Genomic DNA, 18,101 nt, shown 5'->3' with positions numbered 1-18,101 from the left:
CGGGCCTTTGCAACACAGCTTGTGTCGCTGCCGTGAAAACTTGTGACAGGGGCAGGATCTGTTACAATCGCCGACCTGATCCAGGGGAGTGAGTATGCCACAAATTGAGCGCAGCGCGCTGGTTTTTTACAGCTGCCAACAGATGTATCAACTGGTTAACGACGTACCTTCATATCCGCAGTTTCTGCCGGGTTGCAGTCATGCGGTGGTGCTGTCCAGCACAGATACTGAACAGACCGCGCGTTTAGATATCAGTAAAGCCGGTATCACCCAGAGTTTTACTACCCGTAATCGTTTAGAACCGCATCAGCGCATTGGCATGGAGCTGGTCGACGGCCCGTTTAAATTTCTGCGCGGTGGCTGGCGTTTTGTGCCGTTGAATGACCAGGCTTGTAAAGTGGTGCTGGAACTGGAGTTTGAATTCTCCAGTAAATTAATCGAATTTGCCTTTGGCAAAGTGTTTAATGAACTAACCGGGGCCATGGTGCAGGCGTTTACCAACAGAGCCAAACAAGTCTACGGAGTATCACATGGCTGATGTCATTCTGATTGAAGTGGCGTTTGCGTTACCGCAGCGTCAGTCGTTACTCAGTGTCAGTGTACCGGTAGATGCTACCGTCAAATCAGCGATTGAAAGCTCTGGCATTTTGCGGATGTATCCGGAAATTGACCTGACACAGCACAAAGTGGGCATTTGGAGCCGGACTGTGCGGCTGGAAGACTCTTTGAGCGCCGGCGACCGGATTGAGATTTACCGGCCACTGATCGCAGATCCTAAAGACATGCGGAAAAAGCGGGCGGATAAAGCCAAAGAAGAAGGCAGAGCCGATAAAACTACCGGTGGCCGGCCACAACAGCATAAAAATCACGACCATGATGGTTCGGACTCAGCGCACTGATGCTTTTCCTGCTGTGCAGCAATGCGGTGTAGTAAAGCGGTGCAGTAAAGCTGTGTGGCAGTTGCCGGTCGAACCAGCATAAAGCGAGAGCCGGAGCAGCCAAAGAAAAACCCGCACTAAAGCGGGTTTTTTATTTTCTGTTGGTCGTAGTGCTATTTGGAGCAGTGCTATTTGTCGTAGCACTAAATAGAGGCCGGACTGCCTGCTGGTTTATTGATCCAGCGGTACGTTAAATTCTTTTGGTGTATCAAAATCACCGGTCATTTTGACCAGCTTGCCATTTTGAAAATTCAGCACCAGCTGCTTCTCAAAATTGTCACCGCGGCCACCTTTTAACGCATAAAAATAATGCCAGGTGTTGTCTTCAAAACTATTTTCAGCGACCGGATTACCGAGGACATACTGGACTTGCTCTTTGCTCATCTGGATGCGCAATTTATCGATATCTTTTTGCTCCAGGAAGTTGCCTTGCGGCACATCGATCCGGTAAATCCAGCTGCTGCAAGCTGTCACGGACAGCATCAGGCCAGAGGCAAACAGCCAGGCTCCGGCTTTTTTTAACGTCAACTCGCGCATAATTCTCTTCATTATCAGCTTTAGTTAGCAAAGTGACCGGCATCATACCGCAAGCGCCGGCCAAGATTAAAGTGCCAAGTTCTGACTTATGGTGTGCATAAAAGTTCGCGGGCATTGGCAATTGCATGCGCACTGACGTTTTCACCGGCTAATAAGCGGGCAATTTCCTGCACCCGTTCATCGTCGGTCAGTGTGCGCATGCGGGTTTCGGTGTGTATGCCGTCGGTATATTTTTCCACATAAAGTTGCTGATGGCCCTGGCTCGCGACCTGCGGTAAATGCGTGACACAAATCAGCTGAGTGCTGCTGCCAAGCTGACGCAGCATCCGGCCGACTCCGGCGGCGACCGGGCCGCTGATGCCAACGTCGACTTCATCAAAAATCAGCGTAGGGGTTGTGACCTTGTCTGCCAGGATCACCTGTACTGCCAGACTGATGCGCGACAGCTCACCGCCGGAAGCCACTTTGTGCAGCGGCTGCAGCGGCTGGCCCGGGTTGGTACTGACCAGAAATTCAATCTGATCCCAGCCGTGGCCGTTAGCGCGCTCGGGCGCCTGTGGCTGGATATCAATAAAAAAGCGCGCGTTATGCATGCTGAGCTCGGCCATACTGCTGGCGATCCTGGCCGACAGTTCCAGCGCAGCCTGCTGCCGGCTGACACTGAGTTGTTCCGCCGTGCTGCTGAATTCGCGCAGCGCTTGCTGGATATGCAGTTCAAGCTCGACTAAGCGTTCGTCATCGCCGGCCAAGGCCTGTAATTGTTGGCTGAGCAGCTGATGATGCAGCGCCAGCGTGTCAGGTGCGATCTGGTGTTTCCGGCTCAGATTCAGCCACTGACTGAGGCGCTGATCGATTTCAAGTAAGCGTTCCGGATCGATTTCGACCCGTTCTGCATACCGGCGCAGTTCACGGCTGGCTTCTTCAATTTGCACCAATGCTTCCTGCAGCATCTGCTCGATAGGGCTCAGCTGTGCATCGACGGCGGCGCTGTCGGTGACGGCAAAACAAGCCTGACGCAACATGGCAAAAGCATTGGATTCATCGTTGTCATATAGCAGCTGCAATGCGAGTTCACTGCTTTGGATCAGGCCCGAGCTATGGCTTAACCGCTGATGTTCGGCTTCTAGCGCGGCGAATTCATCGTCTTGTGGTGCAAACTGGTCGAGCTCTGCCACCTGATATTCCAGTAACTGACGCTGTGCTTCCCGTTGCTGCTGATTTTGTTGCAGCGCCTGATATTCGCTTTTCAGCTGCTGCGCGTGTTTCCAGCGTTGTTTGCATTGACTGAGTAATTCCGGATGCGCGGCAAAAGCATCCAGCAGCTGGCGTTGATAATCGTTTTTTAACAGTTGCTGATGGGCATGCTGACCATGGATGCTGAGCAGATATTGGCCCAGCGCTTTTAATTGCTGCGCCGGTACCTGCACGCCATTGATATAACCGCGGGAGCGGCCTTCGTGCCCAATCACCCGCCGGACTATACATTCCAGGCCCATGGCCAGATCTTGTTCTGCCAGCCACTGTTGTGCCGCGGGTAACGCACTGATTTCAAAAGTGGCGACCAGATCGGCTTTGTCTGCGCCCGGCCGGACTGCCAGACCGTCGGCCCGCTCGCCGAGACACAGTGCTAAGGCATCGAGGGAAATTGATTTGCCGGCGCCGGTTTCGCCGGTGATGGTGGTCATCCCGGCTTGCCATTCGATTTCAAGGGCTCGGACTATCGCGAAGTTACTGATGTGGAGATGGGTCAGCATGTCAGTTCCAGTCATGGCGGATAATGACTGTTAATTTATACAGTGTTTTTCAGGCTGACAAGCTGCATTATGAAAAAATTTATAAAGTGATGATTCAAAACGATTAATAGAGTTTTGAGCCCCAGCCGAGTTTATTGCGCAGCACGTGGAAATAACTGTAGCCCGGTGGATGCACCAGAAACAGTGGCTTCGGATGCTTGCGGATCACAATTTCATCACCGGGCATCACCGCCAGGATCACATGGCTGTCGCAGCTGATCTGCAGGTGCGCGTCATTGCTCGGCGCCACTTTTAGGCGGATCTCGCTGGTGCCGGCTACCACCAGCGGCCGGCTGCTCAGCGTGTGCGGGAACATCGGCACCAGGCTCATTGCGTCCAGTTCAGGCGTCAGGATCGGGCCACCGCCAGACAATGAATACGCGGTAGAACCGGTCGGCGTGCTGACAATCAGGCCGTCGCTGCGTTGGCTGAACACAAATTCGTTATTAATATAGGCTTCAAATTCAATCATATGCGCGACTTTGTCGGCATGTAGTACTGCTTCGTTGACGGCGCTGTTGCTGCTTTTAATCGCATCGTTGCGATGCACTTCGATTTCCAGCAAATTGCGTTTTTCGGTGACAAACTGGCCAGCTAAAACTTCTGACAGCGGCAGCTGAAAACTCTCCGGTGACAGGTCGGTCAGAAAACCAAGATTACCGCGGTTGACGCCAAGCACGGCCACGCCAAAGCGTGCCAGCACCCGCGCTGCACCGAGCATATTGCCATCACCACCGACGACAATCGCTAGGTCACATTGTTTACCCAAATCGACCAGATCGGCCGCTTCAACGGCCGGCAGTCCCAGTGTCGCGGCGACACGCTCTTCCACCAGAATACGGACATCATATTTACATAAGAAGTGATACAGACTGACCAGCGTATGGTTGGCGCCTTGATGATTGGGTTTGCCGATAAGGCCAATAGTGCGAAAACTGGGAGTCATGCAGGACATTCCGCTTGCTGCTTATCGGCCGAGTATACAAAGCCGGGGCGGTGGCTGCCAGACTTTCCTGCGGCTGAATCACAGGCCAGCTCCTGCGGTGACGCATTTGCCAGCTGCGCCTGCGGCAAATCAGGTCATTGATTTTTTCGGTTATATCCCCACTATAGACAAGTGTTTTATTCCTAACGAGCAACAAACCTGATGCTGAGCCGGCCCGAGCTGATCCTGAAACTGATCGTTGAGCAGTACCTGAGTGATGGAGCGCCGGTATCGTCGAAATTTATTTCCGAGCAAGGCGGCCTGCAGGTCAGCTCTGCCACAGTGCGCAATACCATGGTCCAGCTCGAACAAATGGGCCTGATCCGTTCACCACATACCTCGGCCGGCCGCATTCCGACCACGCAGGGGATCCGGCTGTTTATCGATAAAATGCTGCAGCTCGAAGCGGTGCCGCAGCGTTGGCTGAATGAAATTCAACAGACTTTGTTGCCGCAGTTGCCGCCGTCGGTGCTGATCCAGCGCGCCGGTCAGCTGCTGGCTAACTTAACCGGGCTGGTCAGTCTGCTCAGTCCACCAAAAGCCGGTGGCCGGGTGATCCGTCAGGCAGAGCTGGTGCGGTTGGCAATGGATAAATTGCTGTTGGTGGTCATTGATGCCGAAGGCGACGTGTTACACAGGGTGCTGGCGCAAAATGCTGATATCCCACAACAAACCTTAAGCCGTAGTCTCTGTGTGCTGAATGCGGCGCTGTGCGGCCAATGCTGGCCGGATGCGATTGGCCGGCTGGCGCTGATGGCGCGTACCGAAGGCGGTGATACTGAACGCTTGTTGCTGGAAGTGATGGCGCAGCTCAGTCTGGACGAGATGCAGCAGAATCAGCCGTTGGTGTATGGTCAGCATCATTTATTACAGGAAGCCGAACATCAGCCTGATGCCGCGTTGCAACAAGTGGTGCAATTGCTGGAGCAGCCGGCCTGTTTGCTGCAAATCTTAGCGCCGGTGTTACAGGATCAGTGCACTAAATTAATTCTCGGCCGCGAGTCGGGTATCACGGAACTGCACAATGTCAGCATCATTGCGCTGCGCTATCAGGCCGAGCCGCACCGCGTGCTGGCGTTGCTGGGCCCGAGCCGGATGCATTACGCGCATTTAATCCCATTAGTCGAAGCGGTTGGCTTGCAGCTATCAAAGCACTTGAATCAGCCGTGACAATCCCCATAATAGCCGCATTCATTTCGGAGTAAGTAAGCAATGAACGAACAAGACATGGTACAAAGCGCGGAACAAGCAACGCAAACAGAGCAGGAACAAGTGCAACTGTCTGATGAGCAACAGATTATCGCTAAACTTGAGGCTGAGCTGGAAAAGGCAAAAACCACAGCGGCCGAACAGACCGATTTAGCGCTGCGGGTGCGCGCCGAAGCTGAGAATATGAAACGTCGTGCGGCGCAGGACGTAGAAAAAGCGCATAAATTTGCGCTGGAAAAATTTGCCGGCGATTTATTACCGGCACTGGACAACCTGGAACGCTCGTTAGGCTTTATCGATCCGGCCAATGAAGCGGTTAAAGCACTGGCCGAAGGCGTGGAGCTGACGTTAAAAGGCCTGATTGACACCGTTGCCAAATATGGTGTGCAACAAATTGACCCGCAGGGTCAGCCATTTAACCCGGATTTCCATCAAGCGATGTCAATTCAGCCAAATGCTGATCTGGCGCCGAACACTGTTGTTTTCGTGATGCAAAAAGGCTATGAGCTGAATGGCCGTTTATTGCGCCCGGCGATGGTCGGCGTGACGAAAAAACCGGATTAATCGGTCGCCAGATATAAAAAAACCAGCCTCGGCTGGTTTTTTTGTATCCACATCCCTGGCGCTCACCCTTCGGGCCAACGCGTTGCGTTGTTAAAAACCGCTCCCGGCGGTTTTTTTTATCCGCGTCGTTGCTGAAATCGTGAAAAATGCGGGTATTATCAGCAAGATTGAATACAAGGAATTTCTGATGGAATTGATGTCCGACGCCATGCCGACGCCCTTGCAGTTGCCCCCTTGTGCTTTGCTGATTGATGGTCAGTGGCGGCAAAGCAGTCACAGTTTTTCTGTTCTCAATCCGGCCAATGGACAGGTGCTGGCTCAGGTTGCTTCGGCGTCGCTGGACGATGCCGCAGAGGCGCTTAGTGCCGCGACCAGCGCTTTTGCCTGGTGGCGGCGTAGCACTGCCAACGATCGGGCGCAATTATTACAGCGCTGGCAACAGCTGATGCTGCAACAGCGTGAGCGGTTGGCGCAATTGCTGTGTGCGGAGCAGGGCAAACCACTTACCGAAGCGCGGGCGGAAATCGATTACGCGGCCTCTTATCTGAACTGGTTTGCCGGCGAAGCGCTGCGGCTGGAAGGTGACTGGCAACATCCGAGTGTCGCTGGCCGGCAATTATTGAATATCCCTGAACCGGTTGGTGTGGTGCTGGCGCTGACACCATGGAATTTCCCCGCCGCGATGGTCACGCGCAAACTTGGCGCAGCGCTGGCGGCCGGCTGTACTGTGTTGTTAAAACCGGCCGAAGCTACGCCACTGACCGCATTGGCGCTGGCGGAACTCGCCATCGAAGCTGGCATTGCGCCTGGCGTGTTGCAGGTGTTGCCTTGCGCCACACCGGATCCGCTGGCGGCATTTCTGATCGCATCGCCACAGGTCGCCAAAGTCAGTTTCACCGGCTCTACAGCCGTTGGCCGGTTGTTGATGCAACAAAGTGCTGCCACGTTAAAACGACTGTCGCTGGAACTGGGCGGCAACGCGCCGGTGCTGGTATTTGCCGACGCCGATCTGGATGCAGCGGTGGATGGGATTATGGCGGCCAAATTCCGTAATGCCGGCCAGACCTGCATCTGTATTAACCGGGTGCTGGTCGATGCTCAGGTAGCACCCGCGCTGGAACAGCGGCTCGCCGCCGCAGTGATGGCGTTGCAGGTCGGCGCAGGTCAGGCTGACATTGTACAAATCGGCCCGTTAATTTCGGCCAAGGCAGTCCACAAGGTGCAGCAATTGGTTGACGGCGCAATACAACAAGGCGCGCGGCGGGTCTGTCAGCAGGCTTTATCCCCCGCACTGAACACAGATCTGGCCGGTGGTTATTTTTTTCCGCCGACTTTGCTGGCCGATGTGACGATGCAGATGGCGATATGTCAGCAGGAGATCTTTGGTCCGGTGCTGACGCTGCAGACTTTCACAGATGAAGTGCAGGCGCTGCAGTTGGCCAATCAGACTGATGGCGGTCTGGCGGCCTATCTGTATGGCGCCGACGAAAAACGCAATTACCGGCTGGCGCGTCAACTGACCGCCGGCATGGTCGGGATCAATGCGACCGCAATTTCCGATGCCCGCATTCCGTTTGGTGGTGTGGGCAGTGCCGGCTTTGGCCGGGAAGGCTCAAAATATGGCGTGGCAGATTATCTGCAACTGAAGCACTTGTGCTGGGAATTAGCTGATTAAGGTCAGCCGGATTAATCGGCTGTCGTGACCGGAGAAGCAAATGCAATGGATTTTCTTTACGTTGTTGCTTGGCATCAGCACGCTGCTGGCAGGCGCGGCACAGGCGGTCACGCCGCTACATGATTATTTCCGCGAAAGCTGGACCACCCGCGACGGGCTGCCGCATAACACCATCAACAATATTCATCAAAGTGGCGACGGCTATCTGTGGCTGGCCACTTGGGAAGGCGCGGCCCGCTATGATGGCCGCAGTTTTACCATTTTTGGCCGCGACAGTGTGACCGGATTGCCGGATGTCGGGGTGCGGACTTTTTTCCGCGAACACGATGGCAGTATGCTGGTTGCCGGTGCCCGCGGCGGCTTTAGCCGGGTCAGCAATGGTCATTGGCAAAGTTTTCCGCCGCTTGGTTATCTGATCAATGATTTGCTGCGCGACAGCAAAGGCCAACTGTGGTTTGCCACTGAAGGTGGTGGCGTGATCCGGCAGCTGGCCGACGGGCAATATCAGCGCTTTGGCGTGCCAGATGGTCTGACAGTGCGGGTGGTCTACAAACTGTTGCAAGACCGTGCCGGCATCTTGTGGTTTGCCACTTTGCAGGGCGTATATCGCCTTGATCCTACTGCCGCTGAACTCAGGTTTGAAAAGGTGTCGTTGCTGGCCGATGCACCGGATCTCAAAGCCTTTATGCTGGCACTGGACGCGCAGGGGCAGTTGCTGGTTGGTGCAGAGCAGGGCTTGTTCCGCCAGGACGGTGATCATTTTGCACTGGTACATCCGGCACTGGCGAATGTTGCCGTCACCGCGCTGCATGTGCTGGCGGATGGGCAAATCTGGATCGGCACTATTAATCAGGGGCTGCAACGGGTCAGTGCGCTGGGGCTTGAACAACTGGGTGTGCAGGATGGCCTGCCAAATAACCGGGTGCTGAGCATTTTTCAGGACACCGAGCAGAGTGTCTGGGTTGGCACCAATGCTGGTCTGTACCGGCTACGCGAAACGCCTTTTACCAATCTGACGCAACAACAGGGCCTGGTAGACAATTATGTCCGCACTGTGCTGGAACATTCCGATGGCAGTGTCTGGATCGGCAGTGCCGGTGGCCTCGATCGCTGGGTGGCAGGCAAACTGGAGCCGGTCGTACTGGATGCCGGCGTCTCGGTATTAAGCCTGGCTGAAGGTGAACACGGTGAGGTCTGGGTTGGCACTTACAGCGATGGCGTGTATCGGTTACGCCAGGGTAAGGTAACGGACCGCTACGATCGCAGCAACGGCCTGGCCAGTAATGAAATTCGCGCCATTGCGCTGGCCGGTGACCGGGTGTTCTTTGGCACTTCGGGTGGACTCAATATGCTGCGCCAGCAGCAAATCAGTACGCTGACCACGGCCGATGGGTTGCCAGGTTTGTTTGTCTCGGCGTTGTACTATCAGCCAGCGGAGCCTGGGCGCTCTGGCCAGCTGTGGATTGGCACAGGTACCGGGGCTGCAGTCTGGTCAGACGGTACGATCCGGCCACTGGATCTGCATAGTCAGGAACAGGCCGAGTATGTGTTTGATTTTTATCATTCCCCCGGTACGGATTGGTTGTGGCTGGCCACAGACCGTGGCCTGGTGCGTTATGACCAGCAGAAAAACCAGTTACGGCTGATAGGTCGTGCCGCCGGTTTACCGGTAGACAAAATTTTTAGCGTATTGGCCGACAGCGCCGGCGCATTTTGGCTCAGCAGTAACCGCGGCATTGTCCGTATCAGTCAAAGTGATGCCAATGCTGTGGCTGATGGCCTCCAGGCCACTTTGGGCAATTCCGACATGTTTGGCGAAGCCGACGGCATGCTCAGCTCGCAATGTAACGGTGGATCTGTGCCAGCCGCCACTTTGCGCCGCGACGGGACTTTATGGTTTGCCACTTCACAGGGGGTCGCCACCGTCGATCCGTCCCGCCTCGCTCAGTTCAGCCTGAAACCTCCGCCTGTGGTGGTGCAGCAACTCAGTGCGGATGGCCGGGCAGTCGCCCTGCAGCAAGCCAAGTTGCCGGCCGGTACTTTGCGTGTCGTTGTCCAGTTTGCCGGGCTTAGTTATGTGATGCCTTCACGGATTTTGTACCGCACGCAACTGCAGGGCTTTGAGCAGGACTGGGTCGAACGCGGCACCGCCAATCATGCCGAATACACCAATTTGCCGCCCGGCGATTATCGGTTGCTGGTCAGTGCCGCTTATCCGGAAAGTGACTGGAACAAGGACGTGGCCCGGGTGGAATTTACCGTGTTGCCGCTATTCTGGCAAAAAGGCTGGGTGCAGATGCTGGCAGGATTGCTGATGTTGTGTGCGCTGTTTGGCTTTGTGCGCTGGCGGCTGTATCGGCTCAGTCAGTCGGAATTGCGGCTGAAACTACAGGTGGCCGGCAAAACCACCGAGTTACTGGCGCAGGCGCAGTCATTGCGTCAGGCGGTAACGGAAAAAACTCAGCTGGCGGAGCAATTACAACTGCAGGCGCAGGCATTTGCTGCACAGGCCCGGGAAGACGGCCTGACTGGCCTTGCCAACCGGCGCGCCTTTGATGAGCAACTGGCATTTGAATTCAGCCGGGCGCAGCGCTCAGGTCAGCCACTCTGTCTGGTGATGCTGGATATCGACCATTTTAAAACTATCAATGATCGCTGGTCACATCAGGCCGGCGATTTGGTGTTGCAGCAACTGGCGCAGTTATTACGCCAGCAGGTACGGGATATTGACCGCATTGCCCGCTGGGGTGGGGAAGAGTTTGCGTTGTTATTGCCACAAACTGATTTGACGCACGCCGTCGAGATCTGTCAGCGTATCCGGCTGGCGATCGCAGCGCTGGATTTCAGCGCCGATGTGCCGGGCTTGCAGGTGACCGCCAGTTTCGGCGTGGCGCAACACGAGGATGTCGGCAGTTACGACAAGTTACTGAGCCGGGCCGATCAACTGCTGTATCAGGCTAAAGCGCAGGGCCGCAACCGGGTTTGCAGTTAGTCTGGGGTTACGGCTATGCTCAGTGTCTGAACAAGGGACACCGGAGTCGCCACATTGAATGTCAAAACCTGCTGCTGGCTGAATATGACCTGGCTGCTGCTGTTGCCAGCAGCGCTGGCAGACCAGACGCCGCTGCGGGTGCCACACATTGCCGATGCGCCGCCTTTTATGCTGACCGATCAGCAGCAAACCCCGGTCGGCGGGATCCTGTTTGATATTTATCAGCAGTTAGCCCACACGTTAAACCGTCCACTACAAATCGAAGCGATCCCGCGCAAACGGGTCACTGATTTATTACTTCAAGGCCAGCTGGATTTTTATTGTAATGGCACGCCAGAGTGGTTTACCGATCCGCAATTACGCTGGAGCCCACCGTTATTTGTGCACCGGGATCTGTATATCTCGGCGGAGCATTTCGCCGATTTCACTGATTTCAGCCAACGCAGTAAAGGCAAAGTCGGCACCACCTTTGGTTATGTCTATCCAACGCTGACGGAACTGTTTGCCCGTGGCCAGTTGCAGCGCGTGGACAGTTATTCGCCGGCGGAAAGCCTGCGCCATCTGCAGAAAAAACATCTGAGCGCGGTGGTGGTGTCCGAATTTGAATATGGTTATTTGCTGAAGGATAAGCAGGGTCTGCATGCAGTGGAAATAGAACGCAATCAAATCCAGTGCATGTATTCACCGCTGCTGGCTGAATCAACGGTCTTGCAGCTGGATCAGGCGATCAAAGCTTTGCGCCAGCAAGGTCAACTTGAACAAATACTGGCGCATTATCGGTGATGCTGTGGCGCTGAACCGGCAGCGCTGACACATCTACCTGAAAGTGCTACGCCCATTCCTGTACTTTGCTGAGCAGAGTACGGGCATCAAATGGCTTGGCGATAAAATCGTTCATACCGGCTTCCAGACATTCGCGGCGGAATTCTTCAGTGGCGTGTGCCGTCAACGCAATCACCGGTAGGCGCGCATGCACCGCCTGCTGACGTAAGATCCGGGTCGCGGTATAGCCATCCATGGTCGGCATATGCACATCCATCAGTACCAACGCATATTGATGCTGACTCAGTTGCTGTAACGCCTGTTCACCATGGTCTGCTACATCCACGGCAAAGCCGGCATGTTGCAGAATGATCCGCGCCAGTGTCTGGTTATAGCTGTTATCTTCCACCAGTAATATCCGGCCTTTAGGTGTTGTATTGTTGTCTGACAGGCTGCTGTTCAACGCCTGGGGCGGCGTTGTATTGGCATTGGTCAGGCTGCTGGCTTCGGCGCGATAGCTGCGGATACTAAAGCTGAACGTGCTGCCAATGCCCGCCAGGCTTTGCACTTCGATGCGGCCACCCATCAGTTGCACCAGACGCTGGGCGATACTGAGGCCCAGGCCGGTACCGCCATATTTACGGCTGGTCGAGGTGTCGGCCTGACTGAACGCCTGAAACAGGTTCTGACATTGCTCCGGACTGAGGCCGATCCCGGTGTCCTGCACGGCAAAATGCAACCAGACTTCAGCGGCGGTTTCCGGCGGATTCACCTGTAACGCCAGATCGACCAGCAATACTACCTTACCCTGACCGGTGAATTTCACGGCATTACTCAGTAAATTAATCAGCACCTGACTTAAACGCAGCGGATCACCAATCAGCCAGGCCGGCACCTGCGGATCAACACTGAATTGCAGTTCCAGCCGTTTTTGCCGGGCCTGTTCAATAAATAAATCGCGGATTTGCTGCAGCATATCCTGCAGCCGGAAGCGGACCTGCTCTAACTCAAGTTTGCCGGCTTCGACTTTTGAGAAATCAAGAATGTCGTTGATAATGCTTAATAAAATTTTACTGGACGCGGTGATTTTACTTAAATACAGCTGCTGATCGGCAAAAGATTCACTGTTTTGCGCCAACTGGGCAAAGCCAATAATGGCATTCATTGGCGTGCGGATCTCATGGCTCATATTGGCCAGAAACTCACTTTTGGCCACAGCAGCCGTTTCCGCTTTTTGCTTGGCGCCTTCCAGCATCTGCATCGTATCTTCCAGATGTTGGGTCCGTTGTCTGACCAAATCTTCCAGTTTGCTGTTTTCCTGTAACACCGGCCGCACGCGCCAACCAATCAGCACTTTAATCAGCGCCAGGGCAGAGAGTAGATAAAGCACATAAGCCCACCAGCTCTGGTACCAGGGGGCGGCGATTTGCAGATGTAACGGCGTCGCTTCGCTGATCTCGCCAAAAGCGTTTTTGTAGCGCAATTTAAACTGATAATTGCCCGGTGCTAAGTTGGTGTAATCGCGGTAAGTTTCATTGTGCCAGTCCGACCAGGCCGGATCGTTACCGACCAGCTGCACCTGAAACAGGTTGGTGTCGAGATGGCCATAGCGCGGCACCGTATATTCAAGCCGCAATGAATTCTGGTCTGACGCCAGTTGCAGTTTGGCCAGTTGACCACCGGCAAAGTGCGTTTGATTGTCACGACTGATCACCCGGCGGATCAGCGGTGGATGCGCCACAATGCTGCGGCTGACCCGGCTGGCGTCAAAGCGGAAGATACCTTCGGCGCCACCGAACCAGGTAATGGCTGCATCTTCGGCCAGGATCACATCCAGTGGTGTATCGGCGAGCGGAAACAATGGCGCGGTGGACCAGTGATAGGGCTGATCCGGCCCGGTTTTTTCTGCAGCGCCGGCCTGACGTTCGCCGGTCTGATTGTCCCAGTTAATCATCCAGATACGGCCACTGCTGTCCTGCGTTGGCGAGCGCACCCAGGGTTGTTGCGCAAACAGGCCGCTGAACACCGGATGGATGCCGAAGGTCTGGGTACTCTGATTAAACTGGTACAAACCGGCGACAGTGGCAAACAACAGGCCACCAGACCAGCGATGTACCGAGTTGCGGTTCAGACTGGGTAAGCCGGCCGCTTCGGTAAAATTGTCCAGTAATGGCGTTTTTTGTCTGTCACCATTAAATTGCAGCCGGTATACGCCATTCGCCAGCGTCCCGATCCACAGACTACCGTCCGCCTCTTCAATCAGGCTGTTCAGATTGCCGACTACGCCGCTGACTACCCCAAGATTGCGCCACTGGCCGGCGCTGTATTGCAGGCGCAGCAAGCCATTTTGCAAACCCACCCAGACCGTATCAGGCTGCTGGCGCGACACCAGCAATACTTTGGCCGGTACCGGCGTATCCAGGATCAGTGCAGACTGCCCATCCTGATACTGATAAACGCCTTTATTATTTGCAATCAACATGCTGTTGGCAAAATCGGCAAAATCCCAGGTTTGGTTGCTGAAGTTATCAATGGCGCTGAAATGCGCCGCTTTCACGCCGTCGGCCTGTAACCGGAACAAGCCCTGGCTGGTACCGGCAAATAACTGTTGTTGATAGCGATGGAGCGACAACACGTTGCCTTTGAGGCCCATCACATGATTAAACATGGAGATGGCCGAGGAGGCTTCGACCCGCGCCAATCCATGATCCATAGCCACCCACAGACCTTGCTGGCGGTCTTCCATCAGCGCGCGCACATTGTCATCGAGCATGCCGGAAAACTTATTGATATGGCTGTGGATGTTGCCTTGCTGGTCCAGCAGATAGATGCCGTCCCGCACCGTGCCAATCGCCAGCAGGCCGTTACGCAGCCGCTGACTGGTATAAATCATCGCCTGATCCAGTTCTTTGCTGGCGGGCATCTGAAATGGTTGCATACCATTTGGACCCAACAGAAAAAATCCGGCGTCGCGGGTGCCAATCAGCACCTGATTTTCGTTCCATTGTTCTGCGATAAACACGGCTTTATCCGCCAGTGGCTGCGTGCTGTTGACCGGCTCCAGCCGCCCGTCTTTCAGTTCGAGCAGGCCAGTATCCTGTTCTTTAATCAGGATGCGGTCATTAAGCTGAAAGGCTTTCATAAAGGCGGACTCACTGGTCCAGCTGCGAACTTCCTGGTCGTTAATCAAAAACAGATAGGAGCGGGCAACAAACAATACGCCCTGTTCGGTGACAAAGGTCTGGCGGATATCCTGAAAATTGCGGTAGGCGGCAGGGATACGGTCGCGCCACGAAATAAACTGAGCGCCTTGCGGGCGGGCTTTGTTGATATAACCGAGGTCGCCTTTGGCACCGACATAAATTCTGCCGTCATGCCCCAGTGCCAGCGAGCGCACCACGGACTGATTGGTGGTCGCGATGACGCGCCAGTGCACGCCGTCGAATTCCAGTACACCGACGTTATTGCCGGCGTAAATCAAGCCATCACTGTCCTGCAGCATGGCCCAGTTCTGGGTGCCGGCATTGTAGTCTTTTGGCTTAAAGTTTTTTAACAGCGGCAGACCCGCTTCCATCGAGAACAGGGGATAACTGAACACCAGCAGTGCGACGACTGCGGCCTTGATGAAGCGGTAAAAAACTTGCGCGGATCCCTGCACAGCAAAACCTCGTGGCGTATGACTGACCGCGCAGAGCGCGGATCTCCTAAACTAACTCAGCCATCCGCCCGGGTCAATTTCAGACTTTCTCTTTCGTCAGTTTATCGAGGTAGCCCATGACAAAGGCTGATAACACAAAAGTGATATGGATCAACAGGTACCACATGATTTTGTCATTATCGATGTTCGGCGTGTCCATAAATATTTTTAGCAGGTGAATGGAAGAGATCGCCACGATAGAGGCTGCGACTTTATTTTTCAGTGAACCCGAGTCGACTTTGCCGAGCCAATTCAGTTTCTCTGCCGACTCATCAATGTCCAGCCGCGACACGAAGTTCTCATAACCGGAAAACATCACCATCACAATCAGCCCACCGACCAGCGCAATATCAATTAATGACAACACCACCAGGATCAAGTCGGCCTCTTTGGTGGCGATGATATTGGGCAGGAGATGGAAAATTTCCTGAAAAAATTTAATACCGAGCGCAATAAGCACCAGGCTCAGTCCCAAATAAATCGGCGCCATCAGCCAGCGGCTGGCGTACATCAGTGTTTCAATTTGTTTTTCCATCGTCGTTACAGCGCCATCCGGTGATTAAAACTGCACTGGATCTGGGGGATCCTGCCGGATTTTTCAAGTTCTGTATTTTTTCTGCGACTGGGACTGTTATTCCCCGGCAGATTTATCGCACAATGCGGCAAAATCCAGATAAATCATCCATGTCGTGGAACCCGTCAGCTGATATGCAGGCGCGGGACGGATCTAAAGGAATCGTTGAATGAAAAATTCTGTGCTGGCGTTGTCGATATTCTCAGTATTGACGGCCGCTGTGGCAAACGCCGATGAAGGCATGTGGCAACCGCATCAGTTGCCGGAACTGGAAGCGCTACTCAAAGCCAAAGGTCTGCAAATAGATGCCAAATCTATTGCCGAACTGACCGCCTTCCCGATGAATGCAGTGATTAGCCTCGGTGGCTGTACCGCATCTTTTGTGTCAAAACAAGGCCTTGCGCTGACTAATCACCACTGTGCGTACAGCAGTATTCAGCACAATAGCACCGCGCAGAACAACCTGATTGAGCGGGGTTTTTTGGCGAAAACGCCGGCAGAAGAATTGCCGGCTGCGCCTGGCAGTAAAATCTTAGTGACCGAAGCGGTCAGTAATGTGACCCAACAAATTAAGCAGGAACTGACGCCGCAACTGCAAGGCAAAGACCGCTTTGACAAAATCGATCAGCTGCGTAAAGAGCTGGTGGCTGAATGTGAAGCAACCGCCGGCTATCGCTGTGAGGTCTACAGTTTTCACGGTGGCCTTGAATATTACCTGATCAAGCAACTGGAGATCCGCGATGTGCGGTTGGTGCATGCGCCGGCAGGGGGCGTGGGTGTGTTTGGCGGCGACATCGACAACTGGATGTGGCCACGCCATACCGGTGATTATGCGTTTTACCGCGCTTATGTCGGCAAAGATGGCAAACCGGCGGATTACAGTGCCGACAACGTCGCTTTTGTGCCGCCAAGTTCCCTGAAAGTGTCGGCCAAAGGCGTCCAGGCAGGCGATTTTGTTATGGTCCTTGGCTATCCGGGCCGAACCAACCGCTATAACACTGCTTTTGAAGTCCGCAATCAATTCACCACTGTGCTGCCGGCTGCGCGCCAGTACCGGCAGGAAGCGATTGCGCTAATTAAACAGCATGCCGCAGAAGGCACTGAAGCGCGGATCAAATATGAAGCGATTTTGGCCCGCCTCGCCAACTATGCGAAAAACTATGATGGCATGATCCAGACTTACCAAAAAGGCGGCACGCAACAGCGTAAAGATGAGTTTGAAGCGGTCCTGCAGCGCTGGATTGAAGCTGAGCCTTCGCGCAAAGCCAAGTACAAACCGGCCTTGTTGAGCCTGCAGCAATTGCTGGATGCAGAAACGACGACCCAACAACGTGACTTGATCCTGAATTATTTCGAGTATGCCCAGCTATTCAGTACCAGCCGTAAATTGTACCGGTTGGCGTTAGAGCAACAAAAATCCGACGAAGAGCGCGAAACCGGTTTTCAGCAGCGCGATCTGGATCGGTTCAAAGCCGGCTTGAAGCGGATGTCACGTAGTTTTGATGGCGCGGTAGATTTAGAAATCGCGTTACATTTCCTGAAACATTATGCGGCGCTGCCAAAACCGCAGCGTCTGGTCGCATTTGATCAATATTTTGGTATTGCAGAAGGGTTTGACGAAGCCGCTGTGCGCGCCAAACTGACGCAGATTTATCAGACAAGCCTGCTTGGTGATGAGATTGAACGGCTGGCCTGGATCGGGAAATCGGTCGATGAGTTTAAAGCCAGTCAGGATCCGGCCATTCAGTTCGCTGTTGCAATGGCGGATACCGATCTGCAACTGGAACACGACAGTAAAAATCATGCCGGCAAAATGGCTGTGGCACGACCCAAAGTAATGGAAGCGGTGATTGCCTTTAACAAAGCCAGCCAGAAGCCGGTGTATGCCGATGCTAACGGCACGTTACGGGTAACTTTTGGTGAAGTGAAAGGTTATCAGCCACGCGATGGGGTGGCCTATCAGCCGTTTACCACGCTGAAGGGCATCAGTGAAAAACACACAGACCAAAGCCCGTTTAATGCGCCAGCGGCGCAACTGGCAGCTATTGCTGCCGGTGACTTCAGTGCGTACGCGCATCCTGAGCTGAAAACGGTCCCGGTGAATTTTTTAAGCACGGTCGACACGACTGGCGGTAACTCAGGCTCACCGACGTTAAACGGCAAAGCGGAATTGGTTGGCTTGCTGTTTGATGGCGTGATTGAAGGCATTATTGGTAATTATGACTACGATCCGGCGCTGAATCGCTCCATCCATGTCGACAGCCGCTACCTGCTGTGGCAAATGGAGAAAGTCGATGGCGCGACCAATCTGACGGCGGAGATGGAGATTGTCCGCGAGTAAACACTGCTGATGCGGCGATTAAAACAAAAAAGGT

13 protein-coding genes are annotated in these 18,101 nt (G+C 54.3%); 8 read left to right on the top strand and 5 right to left on the bottom strand.

The window, feature by feature from the left end; all coding sequences use genetic code 11:
- Nucleotides 1-94: 94 nt before the first annotated feature.
- Both ATY27_RS19515 and ATY27_RS19510 read left to right on the top strand, forming a co-directional pair.
- On the top strand, nt 95-538 hold the full coding sequence (locus ATY27_RS19515; RefSeq protein WP_208930586.1) for an SRPBCC family protein: 444 nt from the start codon (nt 95-97) through the stop codon (nt 536-538).
- Entirely contained in the window at nt 531-899 is a 369-nt protein-coding gene (locus ATY27_RS19510; protein ID WP_208930587.1) for an RnfH family protein, read from the top strand. The genes ATY27_RS19515 and ATY27_RS19510 overlap by 8 nt, the downstream gene beginning before the upstream one ends.
- A 210-nt stretch (nt 900-1,109) precedes the next feature.
- On the opposite strand, the gene ATY27_RS19505 is transcribed toward ATY27_RS19510, so the two are convergent.
- From ATY27_RS19505 to nadK, 3 genes are all read right to left on the bottom strand, one after another.
- Nucleotides 1,110-1,475: an outer membrane protein assembly factor BamE gene (locus tag ATY27_RS19505; protein WP_208930588.1), complete on the bottom strand. Its 366-nt coding sequence runs from the start codon at nt 1,473-1,475 to the stop codon at nt 1,110-1,112.
- An 86-nt stretch (nt 1,476-1,561) separates the two neighbouring features.
- Complete coding sequence (recN, locus tag ATY27_RS19500; protein WP_208930589.1) at nt 1,562-3,229, bottom strand: DNA repair protein RecN; 1,668 nt, start codon at nt 3,227-3,229, stop codon at nt 1,562-1,564.
- A 103-nt stretch (nt 3,230-3,332) separates the two neighbouring features.
- Nucleotides 3,333-4,214: an NAD(+) kinase gene (gene nadK, locus ATY27_RS19495; protein ID WP_208930590.1), complete on the bottom strand. Its 882-nt coding sequence runs from the start codon at nt 4,212-4,214 to the stop codon at nt 3,333-3,335.
- A gap of 201 nt (nt 4,215-4,415) precedes the next feature.
- On the opposite strand from nadK, the gene hrcA reads away from it, so the two are divergent.
- The 5 genes from hrcA to ATY27_RS19470 all read left to right on the top strand — a co-directional run bounded on the left by hrcA (nt 4,416) and on the right by ATY27_RS19470 (nt 11,476).
- The gene (gene hrcA, locus ATY27_RS19490; protein WP_208930591.1) at nt 4,416-5,423 is read left to right on the top strand and encodes a heat-inducible transcriptional repressor HrcA; all 1,008 of its coding nucleotides are present in this window, start codon (nt 4,416-4,418) and stop codon (nt 5,421-5,423) included.
- 42 nt (nt 5,424-5,465) lie between these two features.
- Nucleotides 5,466-6,026, top strand: coding sequence for a nucleotide exchange factor GrpE (gene grpE / locus ATY27_RS19485; RefSeq protein ID WP_208930592.1), 561 nt, complete (start codon nt 5,466-5,468; stop codon nt 6,024-6,026).
- A gap of 187 nt (nt 6,027-6,213) precedes the next feature.
- Nucleotides 6,214-7,701 carry an NAD-dependent succinate-semialdehyde dehydrogenase gene (locus ATY27_RS19480; RefSeq protein ID WP_244151263.1) on the top strand — a complete coding sequence of 496 codons (1,488 nt, stop codon included), beginning with the start codon at nt 6,214-6,216 and terminating at the stop codon, nt 7,699-7,701.
- A gap of 40 nt (nt 7,702-7,741) precedes the next feature.
- Nucleotides 7,742-10,693: a ligand-binding sensor domain-containing diguanylate cyclase gene (locus ATY27_RS19475; RefSeq protein ID WP_208930593.1), complete on the top strand. Its 2,952-nt coding sequence runs from the start codon at nt 7,742-7,744 to the stop codon at nt 10,691-10,693.
- A 54-nt stretch (nt 10,694-10,747) separates the two neighbouring features.
- Nucleotides 10,748-11,476, top strand: coding sequence for a transporter substrate-binding domain-containing protein (locus tag ATY27_RS19470; protein WP_208930594.1), 729 nt, complete (start codon nt 10,748-10,750; stop codon nt 11,474-11,476).
- 46 nt (nt 11,477-11,522) lie between these two features.
- Here the strand turns inward: ATY27_RS19470 and ATY27_RS19465 are convergent, their stop codons facing one another.
- Nucleotides 11,523-15,113, bottom strand: a complete 3,591-nt coding sequence (locus ATY27_RS19465) for a hybrid sensor histidine kinase/response regulator (RefSeq protein WP_208930595.1) — start codon at nt 15,111-15,113, stop codon at nt 11,523-11,525.
- Nucleotides 15,114-15,192: 79 nt separating this feature from the next.
- Nucleotides 15,193-15,687, bottom strand: coding sequence for a TIGR00645 family protein (locus ATY27_RS19460; RefSeq protein WP_208930596.1), 495 nt, complete (start codon nt 15,685-15,687; stop codon nt 15,193-15,195).
- Between the two features lie 208 nt (nt 15,688-15,895).
- On the opposite strand from ATY27_RS19460, the gene ATY27_RS19455 reads away from it, so the two are divergent.
- The gene (locus ATY27_RS19455; protein ID WP_208930597.1) at nt 15,896-18,067 is read left to right on the top strand and encodes a S46 family peptidase; all 2,172 of its coding nucleotides are present in this window, start codon (nt 15,896-15,898) and stop codon (nt 18,065-18,067) included.
- The last annotated feature ends 34 nt before the right edge of the window (nt 18,068-18,101 follow it).

It is taken from the genome of Rheinheimera sp. F8 (assembly GCF_001518915.1).
This window is presented reverse-complemented; position numbering and strand designations above follow the sequence as displayed.

What these genes read in the sequence shown, in the direction of transcription:
- ATY27_RS19515 (WP_208930586.1), top strand. Translation starts at nt 95, where the DNA reads ATGCCACAAATTGAGCGCAGCGCGCTGGTTTTTTACAGCTGCCAACAG.
- ATY27_RS19510 (WP_208930587.1), top strand. Translation starts at nt 531, where the DNA reads ATGGCTGATGTCATTCTGATTGAAGTGGCGTTTGCGTTACCGCAGCGT.
- ATY27_RS19505 (WP_208930588.1), bottom strand. Translation starts at nt 1,475, where the DNA reads ATGCGCGAGTTGACGTTAAAAAAAGCCGGAGCCTGGCTGTTTGCCTCT.
- recN (WP_208930589.1), bottom strand. Translation starts at nt 3,229, where the DNA reads ATGCTGACCCATCTCCACATCAGTAACTTCGCGATAGTCCGAGCCCTT.
- nadK (WP_208930590.1), bottom strand. Translation starts at nt 4,214, where the DNA reads ATGACTCCCAGTTTTCGCACTATTGGCCTTATCGGCAAACCCAATCAT.
- hrcA (WP_208930591.1), top strand. Translation starts at nt 4,416, where the DNA reads ATGCTGAGCCGGCCCGAGCTGATCCTGAAACTGATCGTTGAGCAGTAC.
- grpE (WP_208930592.1), top strand. Translation starts at nt 5,466, where the DNA reads ATGAACGAACAAGACATGGTACAAAGCGCGGAACAAGCAACGCAAACA.
- ATY27_RS19480 (WP_244151263.1), top strand. Translation starts at nt 6,214, where the DNA reads ATGGAATTGATGTCCGACGCCATGCCGACGCCCTTGCAGTTGCCCCCT.
- ATY27_RS19475 (WP_208930593.1), top strand. Translation starts at nt 7,742, where the DNA reads ATGCAATGGATTTTCTTTACGTTGTTGCTTGGCATCAGCACGCTGCTG.
- ATY27_RS19460 (WP_208930596.1), bottom strand. Translation starts at nt 15,687, where the DNA reads ATGGAAAAACAAATTGAAACACTGATGTACGCCAGCCGCTGGCTGATG.
- ATY27_RS19455 (WP_208930597.1), top strand. Translation starts at nt 15,896, where the DNA reads ATGAAAAATTCTGTGCTGGCGTTGTCGATATTCTCAGTATTGACGGCC.